This is a genomic window from Micromonospora sp. WMMD1102 (genome assembly GCF_029626265.1).
Taxonomy (GTDB): domain Bacteria; phylum Actinomycetota; class Actinomycetes; order Mycobacteriales; family Micromonosporaceae; genus Plantactinospora.
The window spans coordinates 7,266,127-7,283,611 of record NZ_JARUBN010000001.1; the positions used below are offsets into that span (position 1 = coordinate 7,266,127).

Sequence of the window (17,485 nt, forward strand, 5' to 3'; positions counted from 1 at the left end):
GCCGGCTGAATTCTCTTGCCGACGTGCTGGCCGTCAGCGAGATTGAGCAGGTCATACACGTCGCGGTAGTAGCGTCCTAGTGTCCCGTGATGCTGATGGGTTTACTTGGCGTTGTTGTCGACGAGTTGTTTGATGCTGGTCTGTACGAGTTGGACTTTGGCCAGGATCTCGTCGGCTGTCGCGGTCCACGTGAACGGGCGGGGGTTGGCGTTCCAGGTGGTGATGTAGTCGCGGATGGACCGGATCAGGACCTGGACGGAGGAGAAGGTGCCGCGGCGGATGGCCCGGCGGGTGATGATGCCGAACCAGGTCTCGATCTGGTTGATCCAGCTGAAGCCGGTCGGGGTGTGAAGTGGAAGTGCACGTGGGGGTTCTTGTCGAGCCAGGCCAGCGCGTCGGGGGGGTGTGGGTGGACAGGTTGTCCAGCACCACGTGCACGTCACGACCTCGGTGCGGGGCCACGGCCTTGCGGAGAAAGGCCAGGAACTGCGCGCCGTTGCGCGACGGGCGGCACTCGCCGATGACCTCGCCGGTGGCGATGTTCAGGGCGGCGAACAGGTTGGTGGTGCCGTGGCGGACGTAGTCGTGGGTGCGTTTCTCGGTGGCGTCGAACTCGATCGGCAGCAGCCGCTGCGTCCGGTCGAGGGCCTGGATCTGGGTCTTCTCGTCGAGGCTGAGGATCACCGCGCCGCCGGGCGGGTCCAGATACAGGCCCACGATGTCGGCGACCTTGGCCGCGAACGCCGGATCCCTGGACAGTTTGAACGTGCCGGACCGGTGCGGTTTGAGGCCGTACTCGCGCCACAGGTTGGCCACCCAGTGATGCGAGACCGCGTCCGCTGTGGCCGGGCCCCGCGTCGAGCCTTCCGCCGCGACGAACCTGCCGCCGCGACGAGCCCGGCGACAATTTCTGCCATCTGGCGGATTAGCTGGCCACCCTGCCACTACTGGTGTTATTCGTCTCCGCCGGCCGACGCCTGGTGCACTGTCTTCAAGGCTGATCGGGTAACCCGGTGCCTTCAAGTTTTTTGAGCTGGCGATCTCCTGGCGTCAGGTCGGGTGCGGGGTAGGGATACTCGCCGGGGAGACTGTCGAGCTGCCCCGCTTGTGCGCCCACCCTGCCGGGCTGCCCGAACCCGGTCCCGCCCGCCGGTCGATCCGAACCCCTTCGCCCCGTCCGCAACCCGGGCTTCCGTGCCTCGCCTGTGCACCCAGCTCGACAGTCTCCGCGCCGACTCCCCGCTCCGCCGCCGGGCCGCTCATCTGGGCGGCCGGCCGTCCGCCCAGATGACGTCGGTCCCACTTCACAGCGCCTCGCTTACCCGGCCCACCCCGCTCACCTGGACACCAGAGGCGTCAACAGCACCGGGTAACGCCCCTGGTGTCCAGGTCGCTCTGGCGTCCGGTCGACGGTGACGACGGCCGTCCACCCGCAGCTGGCGTGCTACGCGGGTCCCGAGCCGGGTTCAGCCGGCGGCCGTGCCAGTGCCGCTCCGGAGCGCCCGGAGGAAGGCGGTCCAGCCGGCGTCCTGGTAGACGAGCACCGGCCCGCCCCGGTCCTTGCTGTCCCGGACCGCGACCCGACCGCTCCCGTCGAGCACCGGACCCGCCTCGACGCAGTTGCCGCTGCCGCTGCCGCTGCGGGTGCTGACGTGCCAGGCCACCTCGGGCAGCGCGACGGCCCGCGCCCCGTCCTGTGTCGCCATGTCGCTCTCACTCCAGACGCGTTTCCCACTCGGTCAGAAACGCGACGGCGGCCTTCTCCCGCAGGGCCACCTCGCGTAGCCGATCGTACGTCTGGAGCAGCTTCTCCGCCTTCTCCGCTTCGACCACCAGGTTGCCGGCCGGCGTGGTGACGAAGCCGGCCAGCGGATAGGGCGGACGCATCCGGAACACGGTGAACCCGCCGTCCGGGCTGGCGTGCGCGCCGACCTCGTAGGGCAGCACCGACACCTCGACGTTGCGCCGCCGGGCCATCTCACGCAGGTGGGCGAGCTGGGCGCGCATCACCTCGACCCCGCCGACCGGCCGGCGCAGTGCGCCCTCGTCGACGACTGTGGCGAACCGGACAGGGTCGTCGCCGGTCAGCCGCTGCTGTCGGCCCATCCGCAGCTCGACGAACTGGGCGATCTGCTCGTCGCTGGCGTCAACGTGCGCGGCCCGGATCAGCGCCTCGGCGTACTCCCGGATCTGCAACAGGCCCGGCAACACACCGACACCCCGGAGCCGGATGGGCGCTCGTTCGCCGACGGCACGGCCCGCCGGACCCGCCTCTTCCCCCACAGAGCGGCGGACCGGGCGACCGAGCGCCCATCCACCAATCAAAGGCCCGGCCGGAACCCCGAACGCCGGCGGACCGGGCAACCGAGCAACCGACAACCGACAACCGACACGACCCTCGCCGACAGAGGGGACAGGCGATGACGACGTACCACCCGCGGGCGAGCGTAGGATCAGCTGCGGCACACCAGGTGCTCGCCGCCCACGTACCCGGTCGGGAGACCGGCGTCTGTCCGATCTGTTTGGTCGCGGGTCCGTGTCCACCGGCGAACGCGGCGGCGAACCGCCTGGTCGAGATCGGCCTGCCGGTGCTGCCGCCGGTCGCGCCACACCCCGGGCGGCGCTCGCCATGGGGGTACGTGCTGCGGGCCGCGCCGCTGCTCGGCTTCGGCTGGCGCCGCCGCCGGGTTGGCGGGCGAGACAGGTGGACGGAGGCGAGAGCTGCGAGGGGGTGGGGGCGAGAACTGTGGGTGGGCGGGGGTCAGTCGGTGGTTACGTCCCGGTGGACGGTGATGGCGGCGGCGAGCAGGGCGAGCAGGGTCCAGGCGGCGGCGACGAGCAGGCTGGTGCGGTCGCCGCCGGCGGCACCCAGGAAGGACGAGAACGGCAGCGGAGCGGTCAGCCGGCCGAGCAGCCCCTCGACGAAGACGAACCAGCCGGCGTACCCGAGGAAGAGCCAGGTGGGGCGACGCAGCACGGCCGCGTTGGTGGCGCCGAAGACCGCCAGCAGCGGCACGATGGCCAGGGTGTTCCGGTACTGCGTCAGGTCGCCCTTGGCCAGCACCGGCAGCCCACTGACGGCGGCGAACCCGACCGCCACGACGATGCCGGCGAGCAACTGGCCGAGCAGGGTCGTCAGCCGGTTCGGCCGGGCCAGGTAGAGGAGTACGGCGGTGCGGTGCTGGAAGTGCTGGCTCACGCCGAGTACGCCGAACCCGAAGGCACCCATCCCGGCGAGCAGTGCCCACGCGTCGACGTTCACCGCCCCGAAGAGGGCACCCAGCACGCCGAAGACGGCGATCGAAACCCAGCTCGACCGGATCGTGGCCATCCGGTACAGCTCGCTGCGGACCAGGGCGATCATCCGGCGGTCGCCAGGTCGAGGAAGATCTGTTCGAGGTTCGGGGCGTCGCTGGCCAGCTCGTAGATCGGTACCCGGGCGCGGAAGGCGATCTCACCGACGTCCTCCGCGGAGAGGCCGACCACCTCCAGCGCGTACCCGTCCGAGCTGACCCGGCCGCCGGCCCGCTCGAACGCCTGCCACAGCCGCCCCGGATCGCGCCCCCGGATCCGCAGCCGGCGGGTGGTGCCGCCGTACAGCTCGGCGAGCGGGGCGGCGCAGCGGACCCGGCCGTTGGCGACGATCACCACGTCGTCGATGAGCTGGGCCAGCTCGGCGAGCAGATGGCTGGAGATCAGCACCGTTCCGCCGGAGCGGGCGTGCTCGCGCAGCAGCTCACGCAGCCAGGCCATGCCCTCCGGGTCGAGGCCGTTCGCCGGCTCGTCCAGGACCAGCACCGGCGGGCTGCCCAGCAGCGCGGTCGCCACCGCCAGCCGCTGCCGCATCCCCAGCGAGTAGTCGCCGGTACGCTGCCCGGCGGCGTGCCCGAGCCCGACGTACTCGACCAGGTCGTCAACCCGGGACCGGCTAGCACCGGCCAGGATCGCCTGGCTGACCAGGTGCGCCCGGCCGGTCTGGCCGGGATGGCTGATCCCCTGTTCGAGGACGGCACCGACCTGGCGGAGCGGGTGCTTGAGATCGCGGAAGCGTCGCCTGTCGATCAGCGCCCTACCGGAGGTCGGCCGGGTCAGCCCGAGCAGCATCCGCAGCGTGGTGGTCTTGCCCGACCCGTTCAGCCCGAGGAACCCGGTGACCCGGCCCGGCACAGCCGAGAACGTCACCTCGTCCACCGCCCGGACCCGGCGGTACTGCTTCGTCAGTGCGATGGCCTCGATCATCCGGGCCATTGTCACCCAGCCCGCCCGAAACTGCGGGGCGCGGTCAGACCCGCCGGAGTTCGCCGGTCTCGTCGAGTTCGCGGATCCCGGCGGCCCGGCCGAACTCCGGCTCCACCATCTCGGCGAAGACCGGCGGGACCGGACGGCCGGTCGCCGCGTAGAGCCGTTTGATCGCCGCACCCGGGCGCCGGATGTCGTCGAGCATCCCCGGGTTGATCCGGTCGAACTCCGCCTCGATCAGCCGGGTGACCGTCTCGCCCACCGTCTCGTTCCGGGCAGTGGCGAGCATGACCAGCAGGTCGTGCAGCTCACCGTCGATGACAAGTGCCCGCTCCCCGTCGTCCATGGCCCCACGCTAAGCCCGCCCACCCCGCTCGGGACGCGGATCCACAAAAGGCGGCCACCGCTGAGGTGTTAGGAGGGGGCCCTTCCTATACAAAGAACGATAGGAAGGGGCCCTTCCTTACGCCCGGGGCGGTGGTGGCGGCGGGGATGCTCGGTGCTCCTGTGTTGCATGATGCTGTGGTGACCGGACAGCAGGCGCCGACCGCCGAGCGCCACCCCACCGACCGGCCCGCCGGCGTGGTGCTGGAGGCGGTGCTGGAACGGATCACCTACGCCAACGAGGAGACCGGCTACACGATCGCCCGGTTCGCCACCGACCGGACCGGCCCCGACCTGCTCACCGTGGTCGGCTCGCTGCTCGGAGTGCAACCCGGCGAGAGCGTACGGCTGGTCGGGCGCTGGGGCTCGCACCCGAAGTACGGGCGGCAGTTCGAGGTGCAGTCGTACACGACGGTGCTGCCGGCGACGGTGCAGGGTATCGAGCGGTATCTCGGCTCCGGGCTGATCAAGGGCATCGGGCCGAAGATGGCCGAGCGGATCGTGGCGCACTTCGGCGTCGACACGCTGCGGGTCATCGAGGAGGAGGTCGGGCGGCTGGTCGAGGTCCCCGGGCTCGGCCCGAAGCGGACGAAGCTGATCGCCGCCGCCTGGGTGGAGCAGCAGTCCATCAAGGAGGTGATGGTCTTCCTCTCCGGCGTCGGCGTCTCCACCTCGCTGGCCGTACGCATCTACAAGAAGTACGGCGACGGGTCGATCTCGATCGTGCGCAACGAGCCGTACCGGCTGGCCGCCGACGTCTGGGGGATCGGGTTCAAGACCGCCGACACGATCGCGCAGGCGGTCGGCATCCCGCACGACAGTCCGCAGCGGGTCCGGGCCGGCATCCAGTACACGCTCTCCGAGGCCGCCGACGCCGGGCACTGCTATCTGCCGGAGCCGAACCTGGTGGCGGACGCCGCCGAGATCCTCGGGGTCCCGGTCGAACTGGTCCGGGACTGCCTGGTCGAGCTGGCCGCCGAGGAGGGTGTGGTCCGGGAGGCGGTGCCGAACCCGAGCAGCGAGGGCGGCACCATCCCGGCCGTCTACCTGGTGCCGTTCCACCGGGCCGAGTCCGCGCTCGCGGCCAGCCTGCTGCGACTGCTGCACCACCGCACCGACCGGATGCCGGCTTTTGCCACCGTGGACTGGACGAGGGCGCTGGGCTGGCTGCGTACCCGGACGGGTGCCGAACTGGCCCCGGAGCAGGAGGCCGCGGTCCGGCTCGCGCTGACCTCGAAGGTCGCGGTGCTGACCGGCGGACCCGGCTGCGGCAAGTCGTTCACCGTCTCGTCGGTGATCGCGCTCGCCGCCGCCAAGGGGGCGAAGATCGTGCTGGCCGCGCCGACCGGGCGGGCCGCGAAACGGATGACCGAGCTGACCGGGCATCCGGCCGCGACCGTGCACCGGCTGCTGCAACTGCGCCCCGGCGGCGACCCGACGCACGACCGGGACAACCCGGTCGACGCCGACCTGGTGGTGGTGGACGAGGCGTCCATGTTGGACCTCATCCTGGCCAACAAGCTGGTCAAGGCGGTCGCGCCCGGTGCACACCTGCTGCTGGTCGGCGACGTCGACCAGCTGCCGTCGGTCGGGGCCGGCGAGGTGCTCCGGGACGTGCTCGGCGCCGGGTCGGTCCCCCGGGTCCGGCTGACGAAGATCTTCCGGCAGGCGCAGAAGTCCGGGGTGGTGGTGAACGCGCACCGGATCAACGCCGGCCAGCCGCCGCTGCTCGGTGACTATCCCGACTTCTTCCTCTTCCCGGTGGACGAGCCGGAGGCGACCGCCGAGCTGGTGGTGGACATCGTGGCCCGCCGGGTGCCGCGCCGGTTCGGCCTGCGGCCCCGGGACATCCAGGTGCTCACCCCGATGCATCGGGGCCCGGCCGGCGCCGGCAACCTGAACACCGCGCTGCAACAGGCGATCTCGCCGGGCCGGGAGGGGCAGCCGGAGCGCCGGCACGGCGCCCGGGTCTTCCGGGTCGGCGACAAGGTCATCCAGATCAGGAACAACTACGACAAGGGCGCGGCCGGGGTCTTCAACGGCACCGTCGGGGTGGTCACCGGGCTGTCGGTGGAGGAGCGCAAACTCACCGTCCGCACCGACGAGGCCGAGGAGATCGGGTACGACTTCGACGAGCTCGACGAGTTGCAACACGCGTACGCCATCACGGTGCACCGGTCGCAGGGCAGCGAGTACCCGGCGGTGGTGGTGCCGGTGACGATGGGCTCGTACACCATGTTGCAGCGGAACCTGCTCTACACGGCTGTGACCCGGGCCCGGAAGCTGGTGGTGCTGGCCGGGTCACGCAAGGCGCTGGCCATCGCGGTCCGTACCGCCGGAACGGGTCGCCGGCACACCGCGCTCACCCACCGGCTGGAGTCGCCGCGACAACCGCTGGCGCGCACCACCGACCCGACGCATTGACGGTCAAGAATCGACTACGGCTACCCCGGGCTGGCGCCGGGTGCGTACGGTGGCGTGATGAGGCAGCCCGGTGACCGTGCCCCCGCACCCGGACCGCTGGCCCTGGTGCAGAACCTGTTGAACACCGTCGACATGGGAGCGGGCCGGGACCGGTTGCGTACGATCGCCGAACTCACCGCCTTCGCCGCCGCCAACGGCGCGACCGGTCTCAGCTTCACCGACTCCGACGTCTCCGAGACCCGGCGGTTCCGGGAGGCGTTGCGGGACGCCTGCCGGGGACATGCCGGCAGCGAGGTGCCGGCCACCTCCGTCGCCGCGCTGCGGCACGCCCTCGCCACCTCCCCGCTGCTGCTCACCATCGACGGCACCGGTGCGACCCGGGCGGTGCCGGTGGCCGGGCTCGGCGGGTCGGCTGCGCTGATCGCCGACGTGGCCGCCGGGATCCTGAACGCCGCCACCGCCGGCACCTGGCCCCGGCTCAAGGCCTGCGCCGCACACCGCTGCCAGTGGGTGTACTACGACCACAGCCCGGCCGGGCGGAGCCGCTGGTGCACGATGAGCCTCTGCGGCAGCCGGGCCAAGATGCGCGCCTACCGGGCCGGGCGGTCCGCCGGCCGCCCCGGATTCGCCCCCTGAGACCGCTCCGCGCGGCCACCCAGCCCCGCTGAGCCCCTGCTCGGCCCCTGCCCTGCTCGGCCCCTGCCCTGCTCGGCCCCTGCCCGCTCAGCTCAGGGCCAGTGTGCCGAGGGTGCCGAAGACCAGGAACGGGCCGAACGGGAGGTGACCGCGCCAACCGATCCGGCGGGTCGCCAGCAGGACCAGCCCGCACAGCGCCGAGGCGCCGAAGGTGAGCAGCACGCCGAGCACCACCGCCGGCCAGCCGAGCCAACCGAGCACCGCCACCGCGCTCAACGCCAGCTTGGCGTCGCCGAGCCCGAACCCCCGGCGGCCGAGCAGCAGGGTGGTGCCGGCGAGGAGGAGGGCGGCGCCGAGTCCGGCGAGTGCCGCCCGCCACCAGGCCGACGGGTCACGGCTGGCCAGGGCCGCCACACCGAGCAGGCCGAGGGTGCCGATCGCGGCGGCGTAGCTGAGCCGGTCCGGCAGCCGGTGCACGGCGAGGTCGACGAAGAGCAGCGGCACGGCACACGCCACCCACCAGCCGAACGCGATCGTCTCGATCGGCGGCCGGGCGGCCACCACCACCGCCGCCACCGCGAGGAGCAGGACGATCTCCACGGCCAGCGGTGCGGCACCGACCCTGCCACCGCAGCCGGCGCACCGGGCCGACGGGGTGAGCGGACGCAGCGCCCCGGCCGGGCCGACCGGGGCACCGCAGGAGTCGCAGGCGGAGCGGCGCGGCTGGCCGTAGGCCACCGAGTCGGCGGCGACGAGCCAGCGCAGCAGCGGGGTGACGGCCAGCAACGCCAGGGCCCGAACCGGCCACCGCACACGCAGAGTAACTTCATGATCGCGTTTCTCGGATCGTCCGCGCTCCGCCGGAGGCAGCCCTGCCGCACGCGCGACGGCCGCCCTCCGCCTCTGCGGCGGGCCGGTGAGGGGACCCCGCGGGCCCGGTACGGAAGCTGTCAGATCATCGTCATCCATGGCATTTCGCTCCACCGGGCCGGCACAATCTGAACGGAAGGGACAGCGGATCTTCTCCGCCGACCCAACATTGATCACTTCAGTGCCATCGACCGACATCTTATGATCGAGATGCCGGTCGACAACAGAGATCGTAACCGTACGTATTCTCTCGAATAGCCCCTGTTGTATCGTCGGCGGTCAGCCTATGCTCGCCATCTGGACGGCACACAACCGTCGGCTGGCAGGCAGCAAAAAGATCGCTCGGCAATACCCACACCAAATCTAGATCGACTTACCCGAATGTGGATGCGGCGGCGCCGGGCCCGGTCGAGGGCCTTCGGGGCGGAGCGGCCCTGCCCACGTCCCCGCCGATCCGTCGGCGGGAACAGTCCGGTCGACTCCGCTCAGGGGTGGGCGATCGGCGGCGGAGCTGGAGGAGGCACCGTTGCGAAGGCGGCAACCGGCGTACCTCTGGGCCGCCCTGCTCGCGGCGACACTGCTCGTCGGCGGATGCGGCAACCGGCCCGGCGGCGCCACCCCACCCGACACCTCGGACGCGGCAGCGGCCAGTGCCGACGCCGGAGCCGCCGAGGCGGAGAAATCAGCACTGGCCGCGTACGCCGGCTATCTGGACGCCGTCCGGAAAGCCGAGCGGGCCGGCGATCCACTCGATCCGGGACTGCGGAAATACCTCGCCGATCCGCTGCTGACCCGGGTCAGGCTCACCATTCGCGATGCGAAGGAGCACGGCGCGATGCGTACCGGAAAGCTGGTCTCCAATCCGACGGTCATCGCGGTCGACCTCGTCGCCGACCCGGCCACCGTCTCGATCCAGGACTGCATCGACGCCACCGGCTACCGGCTGGTCTACAAGAAGGACCGGAAGGTGGTCCCGGGTTCGGCCAGCGGCCGGCACCTGGCCACCGCCACCGCCACCCGCTATCCCGACGGCCGCTGGCTGATCAGCGCCGGCGCCTCACACGAGGACCAGCCGTGCTGACCCGGTGGACGCGCCCGGCGGGCGATGTCGCGGGTGCGGCTCTGCCTGCGCGCACGGCGGGTGCCGCAGCCGGGGCGGGCCGGCGGGTGCTCGCCGCCGGTGCCGTGTCCGGGCTGGTCCTGGCCGTCGCGCTGGCGGTGCCGGGTGGGCCGGCCGGGGCGGACCCGGGCGCGGAGTGCCCGCCCGGCCAGACCAACTGCGACGTCTGGCAGAACGAGCCCGGCGGGACGGGCGACGGCAACGGTTCGGGTAACGGTAACGGCGACGGTGGCGGCTCCGGCGGCGGCAACCGGGTCTGCGAGAAGGACGACGGCACCGAGGTGCCCTGCTACGACGACATACTCGGCTGGTTCAACAGCGCCGACGACTGCTACTACAAGCGGGCCGAGCCGCAGCCGGCGGACGTCCCGGCGGGACAGACCGGCTACCTGCGGACGTGTAGCGGAGGCCCCAGCTCGGATCTGGTCTACCTGGCCGACCCGCCGGCCGGGTTCGCGCCGCCGGACCCCGAGCAGATGGCCCTGAACCTCTTCGCAAGCCTGAACCTGGAACCGCCGGAGATCCGGACCGCGCCGAGCGACGCACCCGGCCTGGTCGGCGTGCCGGTGTGGCTGCACGACGCGTCGAGCTGGGAACGCGAGCAAAAGACCGCGACCGACGGTGAGGTGACGGTCTGGATCGAGGCGATTCCGACGAAGATCGTCTGGCGGATGGGCAACGGCGAGACGCTGACGTGCACCTCGGCCGGCGTGCCGTTCAAGGCCGGCAGCCACGACCCGCGCCAGCCGCCCGCCGCCGCCTGCGCGTACCCCGGCTATCCCCGGTCGAGCGGCGGAAGGGCGGGCGGGCGGTACGAGATCACCGCGGTCAAGCACTGGACGGTGCCCTGGGGCAGCAACACCGGCGAGGGCGACCAGGACGCCCTCTCCACCAGCCGGGAGGCCACGACCACGATCCGGATCGACGAACTCCAGGTGGTGACGAGGTGACATTGCTCCAGGTGCGGCTTCGGGTGGTGACGGGGTGACCGTGGCGACCAGTCCGACCACCGGTGCGCCGATCGACGCGCCGATCACCCCGCCCCGGATCGTCCGGCAGCGCCGGATGCGTCCCGGGCTGCTCGGCCTCGCCGTACTGCTGATCGCACTCGGCGGGCTCGGATCCGCGTTCGCGATCACCTCGGTACGCGCCACCGGCAGCTACCTGGCGGTCGCCCGCGCCGTACCGGTCGGCACCGCGCTCACCGCCGAGGACCTGGTGACGGTGCAGGTGGCCGGCGGGCAGGGCCTCGAACCGGTGGCCGCCGACCGGATCGCCGAGGTGGTCGGCAAGCGGGCCACCGTGACGCTGGTCCCCGGCACCCTGCTCAGCATGGCGCAGCTGACCGACAAGCCACTGCTCGGCCCGGGACAGCAGCAGATCTCGATCGGGCTGCGCCCCAGCGAGGTACCGGCGAAACGGCTCCGCCCCGGCGACAAGGTGCTGCTGTTCAGCACCGCCGGGAACGACGCCCGGACCGCCGCCGCGCCGGCCACCCGGTTCCAGGCGACAGTCATCGACATGGCCACCCCGGCCAGCAACTCCGTCGTGCTCTACCTCGCGCTCGCCGCCCGGGACGTCCCGGCGGTGGTGGCGCTGGCCACCGGCGACCGGATCGCGGTCGTACTGAACGCGGCAGCCTGACCGTGGCCATCGTCGCCCTCGTCTCCGCCAAGGGATCGCCCGGAGTCACCACGACCGCCCTCGCCTGCACCCTCACCTGGCACCACCGGGTGGTGTTGGCCGAGTGCGACCCGTCCGGCGGGTCGGTGCTGGCCGGCTATCTCGGCGGGGCGCTGCCCGGCCCCCGGGGCATCGGCGAGCTGGCCGTGGGCGAACTGCGGGACGGCAACCTGGAGGAGGCGTTCTGGTCGCAGCTCGTCGACCTCGACGCACCCCGGCGGGAACGGCTGCTGCTGCCCGGCGTGGTCGACCCGGCACAGGCCGGCAGTGTCGTACCGCTCTGGCAGCGGTTCGCCGACTTCTTCGCCGAACTGGCCAAGGGCCGCCCGGCGTACGACGTGCTCGTCGACTGTGGACGGCTCCAGGTTGTCGGGCCGCCGTGGCCGCTGCTCCGGGCCGCCGACCTCGTGCTTGTCGTCACCACCGCCCGGCTGCCGCACCTGTCCAGCACCCAGGCCACCGTCCGGGCGATCGAGCGGGACTTCGCCGAGCACCGGGTGCCGGCCGACACGCTGCGACTGCTGCTGATCGGCGGGGAGCACGGCCGGAGCGAGGTGGGCAAGGCGCTCCGGCTTCCGGTGATCGGGCAACTGCCGGACGACCCGCGTACCGCCGAGGTGCTCAGCCACGGCGGCACCGTACGCGCCAACCGGCCGCTGATGCGCGCGGCCAGCGCCCTGGAGGTGCCGGTCCGGGCGGTGCTCGACCGGCGACGGGCCCGGCTCGGCTGGCCGGCCGCTATCGAGGGGGTGCCCGGTGCGCTTTGAGCCCGTCTACTCCGACCCGCGTGCCGGGGGCGACCCGGACGCCGACACGACCGCACCCTCCACCGCGCCGATCTGGCAGGTCGTCCCGCACAACGGGCACCGGCCGGTACCGCTGCCGCCCGGCACCGGCGGCACACCCGCACCGGGCGACCCGGGCCCCCGCTACGGCCCGGCGGGGCAGGACGGCGGCGACCCGGGCCGCCGCTACGGCCCCGCGCTGCCGGACGGGAGTGTGCCGCAGCGCGGCGGCGTGCCGGCGTACGCGGTGGTGCCGCAGCCGGTGACGCCGCCCGCCCCGCCCCGGCCCCGGGTCGACTTCGCGGTGGTCCGGGAACTGCGCCGCGAGCTGAGCGAACGGCTGACCAGATGGCAGCGCGGCCGGGAGTTCAGCACCGCCGAGGAGGACGTGCAGCGGGCCCGGCTCGCCGTGACCGTGGTGGCCGAGTACGCCGACTCCACCCGCCGGGCCGGCACCCCGATGTCGGCGGCCGAGGAGCGGATGCTGCTCGACCAGGTCAACGCCGAACTCGTCGGGCTCGGCCGGCTACAGACGCTGCTTGTCGACGACACTATCGAGGAGGTACACATCCTCGGCTGCGACTCGGTGCGGATCACCCGGCGCAGCGGCGGCGTCGACTGGGCCGAACCGATCGCCGACAGCGACGAGGAGATGGTGGAGATCCTCCAGGCGGCGGCCCGCCGGGCCGGGGCCACCGAGCGGTCGCTCTCCACCTCCAAGCCCACCCTGGACCTGCAACTGCCGGACGGCAGCCGGCTGGCGGCGGTCTTCCTGGTCAGCCACCGCCCGTACGCGGTGATCCGCAAGCACAACACCGTCGAGGTGACCCTGGACGAGATCGCCGGTGGCCGGGCCGACCTGGACGAGATGCTGGACGTGCTGATCCGGGACTTCCTGCGCGCGGCGATGCGGGCCGGGCTGAACATCATGGTCGCCGGGCTGGCCGGTGCCGGCAAGACCACGGTGATCCGGGCGCTGATGGACGAGATCCCGGTCGACGAGCCGTACGTGCTGCTGGAGGAGAGCCGGGAGCTGCTGCCGGCCCGGCGTGGCCGCAAGCACCGGGCGGTGATGAGCTTCGAGTCCCGGGAGGGGCACGGCGACCGGGGTCCGGACGGGCGGCCGGCCGGCGAGGTGACGATCGCCGACCTGATCCCGGTGGCGCTGCGGATGGGCGTACTCCGGATCATCGTCGGCGAGGTCCGGTCCCGGGAGATCGTCCCGATGCTCCAGGCGATGACCACCAGCCGGGGCTCGATGTGCACCATCCACGCCCGTACCCCGGCCGGGGTCAGCGAGCGGATCATCGAGCTGGCGCTGTCGCACGGCCGGGAGATGACAGTCGAGCAGGCCCGGCGGATGGCCGGGAACGCGCTGGACCTGATCGTCTACGTCACCATCGAGGACGAGACCGCGATCGGCGGCCGGAAGCACCGGTTCGTCTCGCACGTCGAGGAGGTCGTCGGGGTCGGCGACGGCAACCGGATCACCACGACGACGGTGTTCGGGCCGGGGCCGGACGGCCGGGCGGTCCCCCGCCACCTGCCGGAACGGGTCCGCGACCAGTTGCTCCGGGTCGGGTACGACGCGCGGCTGCTGACCCGCTACATCGAGGCGGGTACGGGTGGGTGGCGGCGGCCCCGGCACAGTCTGCTGGGGCGGCTGGCGTGATCGGGGTGGGGCGGGGCGCGGGGGGTCCGGGGGTGGCATCGTGACGCTGCCGTCGAACATCGAGCTGATCGCCGTACTCTCCGGGATCGCCTGCGCCGGCGGGCTGGTACTGGTGGTCGTGGCACTGGTCGGGACGAAGCGGCCGGCCGGCCCGGCCCGGAACTCCGTGCTGCGCCGGCTCTGGCTCGGCGACGGTACGAGTGCCCGGGAGCAGCGCGCGCACCAGACCCTGCTGGTCGGGGCGACCGTGGCCGGAGCGGTGGCGTTCCTGCTCACCGGGCTGCCGGTGGTCGGCCTGCTGGCCGCGGTCGCGGTCCCCGGCGTGCCGTGGCTGCTCGGCACCGGCCGGGCCGAGCGGCGGGCGATCAACCGGATCGAGGCGATCGGCGAGTGGACCCGCCGGCTGAAGGACGTCTCCGGCACGGGCCAGGGACTCCAGCAGGCCATCATCGGTACGGTCTCGACCGCGCCGGACCAGATCGACGAGGAGGTACGCCTGCTCGCCGCCAGGCTGGCGGCAGGCTGGCAGGGGCGGGCCGCACTGCTGGCGTTCGCCGAGGAGATCGGGGACCCGGTCTGCGACCAGGTGGTCGCGGCGCTGATCCTGCACCTGACCGACCGGGGTGAGCGGCTCGGCGACGTACTCGGGGCGATCGCCTCGGCTGCGGCGGCCGAGGTGGTGACCCGACGCGAGGTGGAGGCGAAGCGGGCGCAGCCCCGGTTCGCGGTGCGCTTCCTGACCGGGATGACCCTGCTGGTGCTGGCGTACGGGCTGGTGAACCCGGACTACATGGAACCGTACGGCACGCCGGACGGGCAGCTGGTGATGGTGCTGCTCGGTGCCGCCTTCGTCGCCCTGCTCGCCTGGGTACGGGCGATGAGCCTGCCACCCAGGCCGGCCCGTTTCCTCGCCCCGCCGGACCGCGAGGAAGTCTTGAGATGATTCTGAACTGGACTTTGACCTCCGGGGTGCTGGGTGGGTCGGCCGTCGGGTTGGGGCTGTTCCTGCTGGTGCGGGAGGCGTTGCCGGCCACTCCGGCGCTCGGGCCGGCGCTGCGTCGGCTGCACCAGCCGGTCGGGGCGGGGCGTCCCGCACGGGCTGGCCGGCACGATCTGGACTGGCTGGCCGGGGCTACCCGCTGGCTGCGCCCGCCGCACCGGCAGCTCGCGCTGATCGGGCAGACGCCCGAGCAGTACACGCTGTCGTTGCTGCTCTCCGGGCTGATCGGGTTGGCGACTCCGGCGGTGTCGACCGCGATCCTGATGCTCGCCGGGATCCGGCTGCCGTTCGTGGTGCCGACCGTCGGGGCACTCGGCTTCGCACTGCTCTGCGTCTTCATGGCGCACCGGAGTGTCCTGGTGAAGGCGGACCGGGCCCGCCGGGAGTTCCGGCAGGCGGTCTGCGCCTATCTGGACCTGGTCGCCCTGCAACTGTCGGCCGCGCACGGGCCGGTGCAGGCGTTGGAGCGGGCGGCCGAGGTCTGCGACGGCTGGGTCTTCGAGCGGATCCGGGAGGCGCTGCGGCTGGCTCAGTTGCAGATGCACTCGCCCTGGGACGAGCTGCGTGACCTGGCCGAGAAGATCGGCATTCCGGAACTCGGTGACGTCGGGGCGATCATGCAGTCCTCCGGTACCGAGGGTGCACAGGTGCACGACTCGCTGCGGGGCCGGGCCGACTCGCTGCGCGACCAGATCCGGACCGACAACCTGGCCCGGGCCGAGGCGGTGACGAGCCGGCTGGACGTGCCGGGTGCGCTGCTGGTCTTCGTACTCGTCGGTTTCGTCCTCTATCCGTTCGTGGCCCGGATCTGACCTTGACCTTGACCTCGAACCCGACCTCGACCCACCGTCGCACTGAAGGGAGACCGCAATGTCGATCGTCAACTACCTGCACATTGCGCTCGCGGTACGGATCGCGGAGCTGCGCCGTACCGGTGAGGGGGACCGCGGTGACAGCCCGGTCCCGACCGCGGTGATCATCTTTGGCCTGGTGGCCGCCGCGCTGGCGGTCACCGTCGCCGTGTCGCAGAGCGTCGGCGACTGGATGGACGCCATCCCCGGTCCGGGCGGCGCGGACCCGGGCGGTGCCGACCCCGGCACGGGCCAGGACTGACCCGTGCCGCGACCGCGCCGCAGCTTCCGGTACCGGCTTCCGGCGGTGGCCGGGAGCCGGTGGCGCCGGACGTTCGGGGCGGAGCGGGACCGGGGTGCCAACCCCGTCGAACTGGCCGTGCTGATGCCGGCGATCCTGATCCTGCTGCTCGCCTCGATCCAGGCCGCCGCCTGGTTCATCGCCCGGGCCACCGCGCTGAACGCCGCGCAGTCGGCGGTGAGCGCGCAGCGGGCATACCAGGCCGAGCCCGGGGTGGGGCAGCAGCGTGCCGAGGACTTCCTGGACCGGGCCGGTGACTGGCTGGTCGACTGGGAGGTCACCGTCAGCGTTCCGGAGCCGGACGACACGCAGGTCAGCGCCACCGTCACGGGTCAGCCGCTCCGGGTGATGCCGCTGATCTCGCTGCCGCCGATCAGCGAGACCGCGTTCGGCACGCTGGAGCGGTTCACCGACGAGGAGACGGCGCCGTGACCGGCCCGGAGGCGGCACCCGGCGAGCGGACGAGCCGGGTCGGGCCGACGAGGCTGGCGAGGCGGCCGGTGTGGCGCCGGGACCGGGAGCGGGACCGGGGTTCGGTGTCGGTGGAGACCGCCATCCTCACCCCGGCCTTCCTCGCCCTGGTCGCGCTGGCCGGGGTCGCCGGCCGGACCGCCGTCGCGCACGAGGCGATCGAGGCCGCCGCGCACGACGCCGCCCGGGCCGCCTCCATCTCGCGTACGTCGGCGGACGGGCGGGACGCGGCACGGGCGGCGGTGCACAGTCGACTCGACGCCGAGGGGCTCGCCTGCTCCGACGAGCCGGAGTTGGACTTCGCCGGTACGGTCAACGGCCAGCAGGCCGGCTTCGACGAGGTGTACGTGATCGGCCTCGGCACCGACGCCTCGGTCGTCGTCACCGTCACCTGCGACGTCTCCGTACGGGACCTGCGGATGCCACTGTTGCCGGGAGCCCGGACGTTCAGCACCGTCGAGGCGACGTTCGCGTCCCCACTGGACCGCTACCGCGGCCGGAGCACCGAATGAGCGTCGGATGAGCGCCCGGGAGCGGACCGGCGGACCGGTGGTACGACCGGCGCGACCGGTGCAGCCAGCGCGACCGGTGCGGCAGGCTGGGGCGGAGCAGCCGGTCGGGGCGGACTCCGGGCGGGTCAGCTTGTTTCTCGCGGTGGCGCTGATCGGCGTACTCGCGATCATCGGGCTGGCCTACGACGGTGCCGGGCAGCTCCGCACGATGCAGCGGGCCGACAACCTGGCGGCCGAGGCGGCCCGGGCCGGCGGCCAGGCGATCGACCTCGGGCAACTGCTCCTCGACGGCACCACCCTGCTGGACCAGGCCGCCGCCCGGACGGCGGTCGGGAACTACCTCGCGAGCGTGGACGACGTGCAGCGCTGGGACGTCGAGTTCGCGGTCGCCGGGGACAACTCCACGCTCACCGTCGACCTCGAACTCGACTACGACACGGTCTTTCTCGACCTGTTCGGTTTCGCCGACAACATCACGGTGCCCGGTACGGCCACCGCGACACTCCTCACCACGACGAACCGCTGAATAGGGGGCAT

19 protein-coding genes and 2 pseudogenes are annotated in these 17,485 nt (G+C 72.5%); 14 read left to right on the forward strand and 7 right to left on the reverse strand.

The annotated features are described in order from the left end of the window. Positions 1-101: 101 nt before the first annotated feature. The 3 genes and pseudogenes from O7626_RS32915 to O7626_RS32925 all read right to left on the reverse strand — a co-directional run. Positions 102-834: pseudogene (locus O7626_RS32915) on the reverse strand (IS630 family transposase); the annotation flags it as partial. Positions 835-1,466: 632 nt separating this feature from the next. Further along, positions 1,467-1,706: a DUF397 domain-containing protein gene (locus O7626_RS32920; protein WP_278064897.1), complete on the reverse strand. Its 240-nt coding sequence runs from the start codon at positions 1,704-1,706 to the stop codon at positions 1,467-1,469. 7 nt (positions 1,707-1,713) lie between these two features. Further along, positions 1,714-2,466 carry a DUF5753 domain-containing protein gene (locus O7626_RS32925; protein ID WP_347404821.1) on the reverse strand — a complete coding sequence of 251 codons (753 nt, stop codon included), beginning with the start codon at positions 2,464-2,466 and terminating at the stop codon, positions 1,714-1,716. Between O7626_RS32925 and O7626_RS32930 the strand changes: the two are divergent. Continuing rightward, positions 2,421-2,609: pseudogene (locus O7626_RS32930) on the forward strand (hypothetical protein); the annotation flags it as partial. The gene O7626_RS32925 and the pseudogene O7626_RS32930 overlap by 46 nt on opposite strands. A gap of 152 nt (positions 2,610-2,761) precedes the next feature. On the opposite strand, the gene O7626_RS32935 reads toward O7626_RS32930, so the two are convergent. The 3 genes from O7626_RS32935 to O7626_RS32945 are packed head-to-tail and all read right to left on the reverse strand — an operon-like array spanning position 2,762 to position 4,585. Continuing rightward, the gene (locus O7626_RS32935) at positions 2,762-3,364 is read right to left on the reverse strand and encodes a hypothetical protein (RefSeq protein WP_278064899.1); all 603 of its coding nucleotides are present in this window, start codon (positions 3,362-3,364) and stop codon (positions 2,762-2,764) included. Beyond that, entirely contained in the window at positions 3,361-4,239 is an 879-nt protein-coding gene (locus tag O7626_RS32940) for an ATP-binding cassette domain-containing protein (RefSeq protein ID WP_278064900.1), read from the reverse strand. Before O7626_RS32940 ends, O7626_RS32935 begins: the two co-directional genes overlap by 4 nt. A gap of 43 nt (positions 4,240-4,282) precedes the next feature. Beyond that, positions 4,283-4,585 carry a hypothetical protein gene (locus tag O7626_RS32945; protein WP_278064901.1) on the reverse strand — a complete coding sequence of 101 codons (303 nt, stop codon included), beginning with the start codon at positions 4,583-4,585 and terminating at the stop codon, positions 4,283-4,285. Positions 4,586-4,821: 236 nt separating this feature from the next. Between O7626_RS32945 and O7626_RS32950 the strand changes: the two genes are divergently transcribed. Then, positions 4,822-7,047 (forward strand): ATP-dependent RecD-like DNA helicase, encoded by a 2,226-nt coding sequence (locus tag O7626_RS32950; RefSeq protein ID WP_278066424.1) that lies wholly within the window; start codon positions 4,822-4,824, stop codon positions 7,045-7,047. 57 nt (positions 7,048-7,104) lie between these two features. Beyond that, the gene (locus O7626_RS32955) at positions 7,105-7,683 is read left to right on the forward strand and encodes a CGNR zinc finger domain-containing protein (protein ID WP_278064902.1); all 579 of its coding nucleotides are present in this window, start codon (positions 7,105-7,107) and stop codon (positions 7,681-7,683) included. An 87-nt stretch (positions 7,684-7,770) separates the two neighbouring features. Here O7626_RS32955 and O7626_RS32960 read toward each other — a convergent pair whose 3' ends face one another. Beyond that, complete coding sequence (locus O7626_RS32960) at positions 7,771-8,496, reverse strand: A24 family peptidase (RefSeq protein ID WP_278064903.1); 726 nt, start codon at positions 8,494-8,496, stop codon at positions 7,771-7,773. Positions 8,497-9,079: 583 nt separating this feature from the next. Between O7626_RS32960 and O7626_RS32965 the strand changes: the two genes are divergently transcribed. From O7626_RS32965 to O7626_RS33015, 11 genes are all read left to right on the forward strand, one after another. Beyond that, complete coding sequence (locus O7626_RS32965) at positions 9,080-9,634, forward strand: hypothetical protein (RefSeq protein ID WP_278064904.1); 555 nt, start codon at positions 9,080-9,082, stop codon at positions 9,632-9,634. Next, positions 9,628-10,623, forward strand: coding sequence for a hypothetical protein (locus O7626_RS32970; RefSeq protein ID WP_278064905.1), 996 nt, complete (start codon positions 9,628-9,630; stop codon positions 10,621-10,623). The genes O7626_RS32965 and O7626_RS32970 overlap by 7 nt, the downstream gene beginning before the upstream one ends. A 34-nt stretch (positions 10,624-10,657) precedes the next feature. Further along, a complete protein-coding gene (locus O7626_RS32975) occupies positions 10,658-11,317 on the forward strand; it encodes an SAF domain-containing protein (RefSeq protein WP_278064906.1) in 660 nt (219 codons plus the stop codon). A gap of 2 nt (positions 11,318-11,319) precedes the next feature. Further along, complete coding sequence (locus O7626_RS32980) at positions 11,320-12,123, forward strand: ParA family protein (RefSeq protein ID WP_278064907.1); 804 nt, start codon at positions 11,320-11,322, stop codon at positions 12,121-12,123. 250 nt (positions 12,124-12,373) lie between these two features. Then, a complete protein-coding gene (locus O7626_RS32985; protein ID WP_278066425.1) occupies positions 12,374-13,813 on the forward strand; it encodes a CpaF/VirB11 family protein in 1,440 nt (479 codons plus the stop codon). Positions 13,814-13,859: 46 nt separating this feature from the next. Then, complete coding sequence (locus O7626_RS32990; RefSeq protein ID WP_278066426.1) at positions 13,860-14,756, forward strand: type II secretion system F family protein; 897 nt, start codon at positions 13,860-13,862, stop codon at positions 14,754-14,756. Beyond that, positions 14,756-15,625: a type II secretion system F family protein gene (locus O7626_RS32995; RefSeq protein WP_278066427.1), complete on the forward strand. Its 870-nt coding sequence runs from the start codon at positions 14,756-14,758 to the stop codon at positions 15,623-15,625. Before O7626_RS32990 ends, O7626_RS32995 begins: the two co-directional genes overlap by 1 nt. 58 nt (positions 15,626-15,683) lie before the next feature. Continuing rightward, on the forward strand, positions 15,684-15,926 hold the full coding sequence (locus O7626_RS33000) for a hypothetical protein (RefSeq protein ID WP_278064908.1): 243 nt from the start codon (positions 15,684-15,686) through the stop codon (positions 15,924-15,926). Positions 15,927-15,971: 45 nt separating this feature from the next. Further along, on the forward strand, positions 15,972-16,397 hold the full coding sequence (locus O7626_RS33005; protein WP_278066428.1) for a TadE family protein: 426 nt from the start codon (positions 15,972-15,974) through the stop codon (positions 16,395-16,397). Beyond that, the gene (locus O7626_RS33010) at positions 16,394-16,948 is read left to right on the forward strand and encodes a TadE/TadG family type IV pilus assembly protein (RefSeq protein ID WP_347404822.1); all 555 of its coding nucleotides are present in this window, start codon (positions 16,394-16,396) and stop codon (positions 16,946-16,948) included. The genes O7626_RS33005 and O7626_RS33010 overlap by 4 nt, the downstream gene beginning before the upstream one ends. 7 nt (positions 16,949-16,955) lie before the next feature. After that, entirely contained in the window at positions 16,956-17,474 is a 519-nt protein-coding gene (locus tag O7626_RS33015; protein ID WP_278064909.1) for a hypothetical protein, read from the forward strand. Positions 17,475-17,485 lie beyond the last annotated feature (11 nt).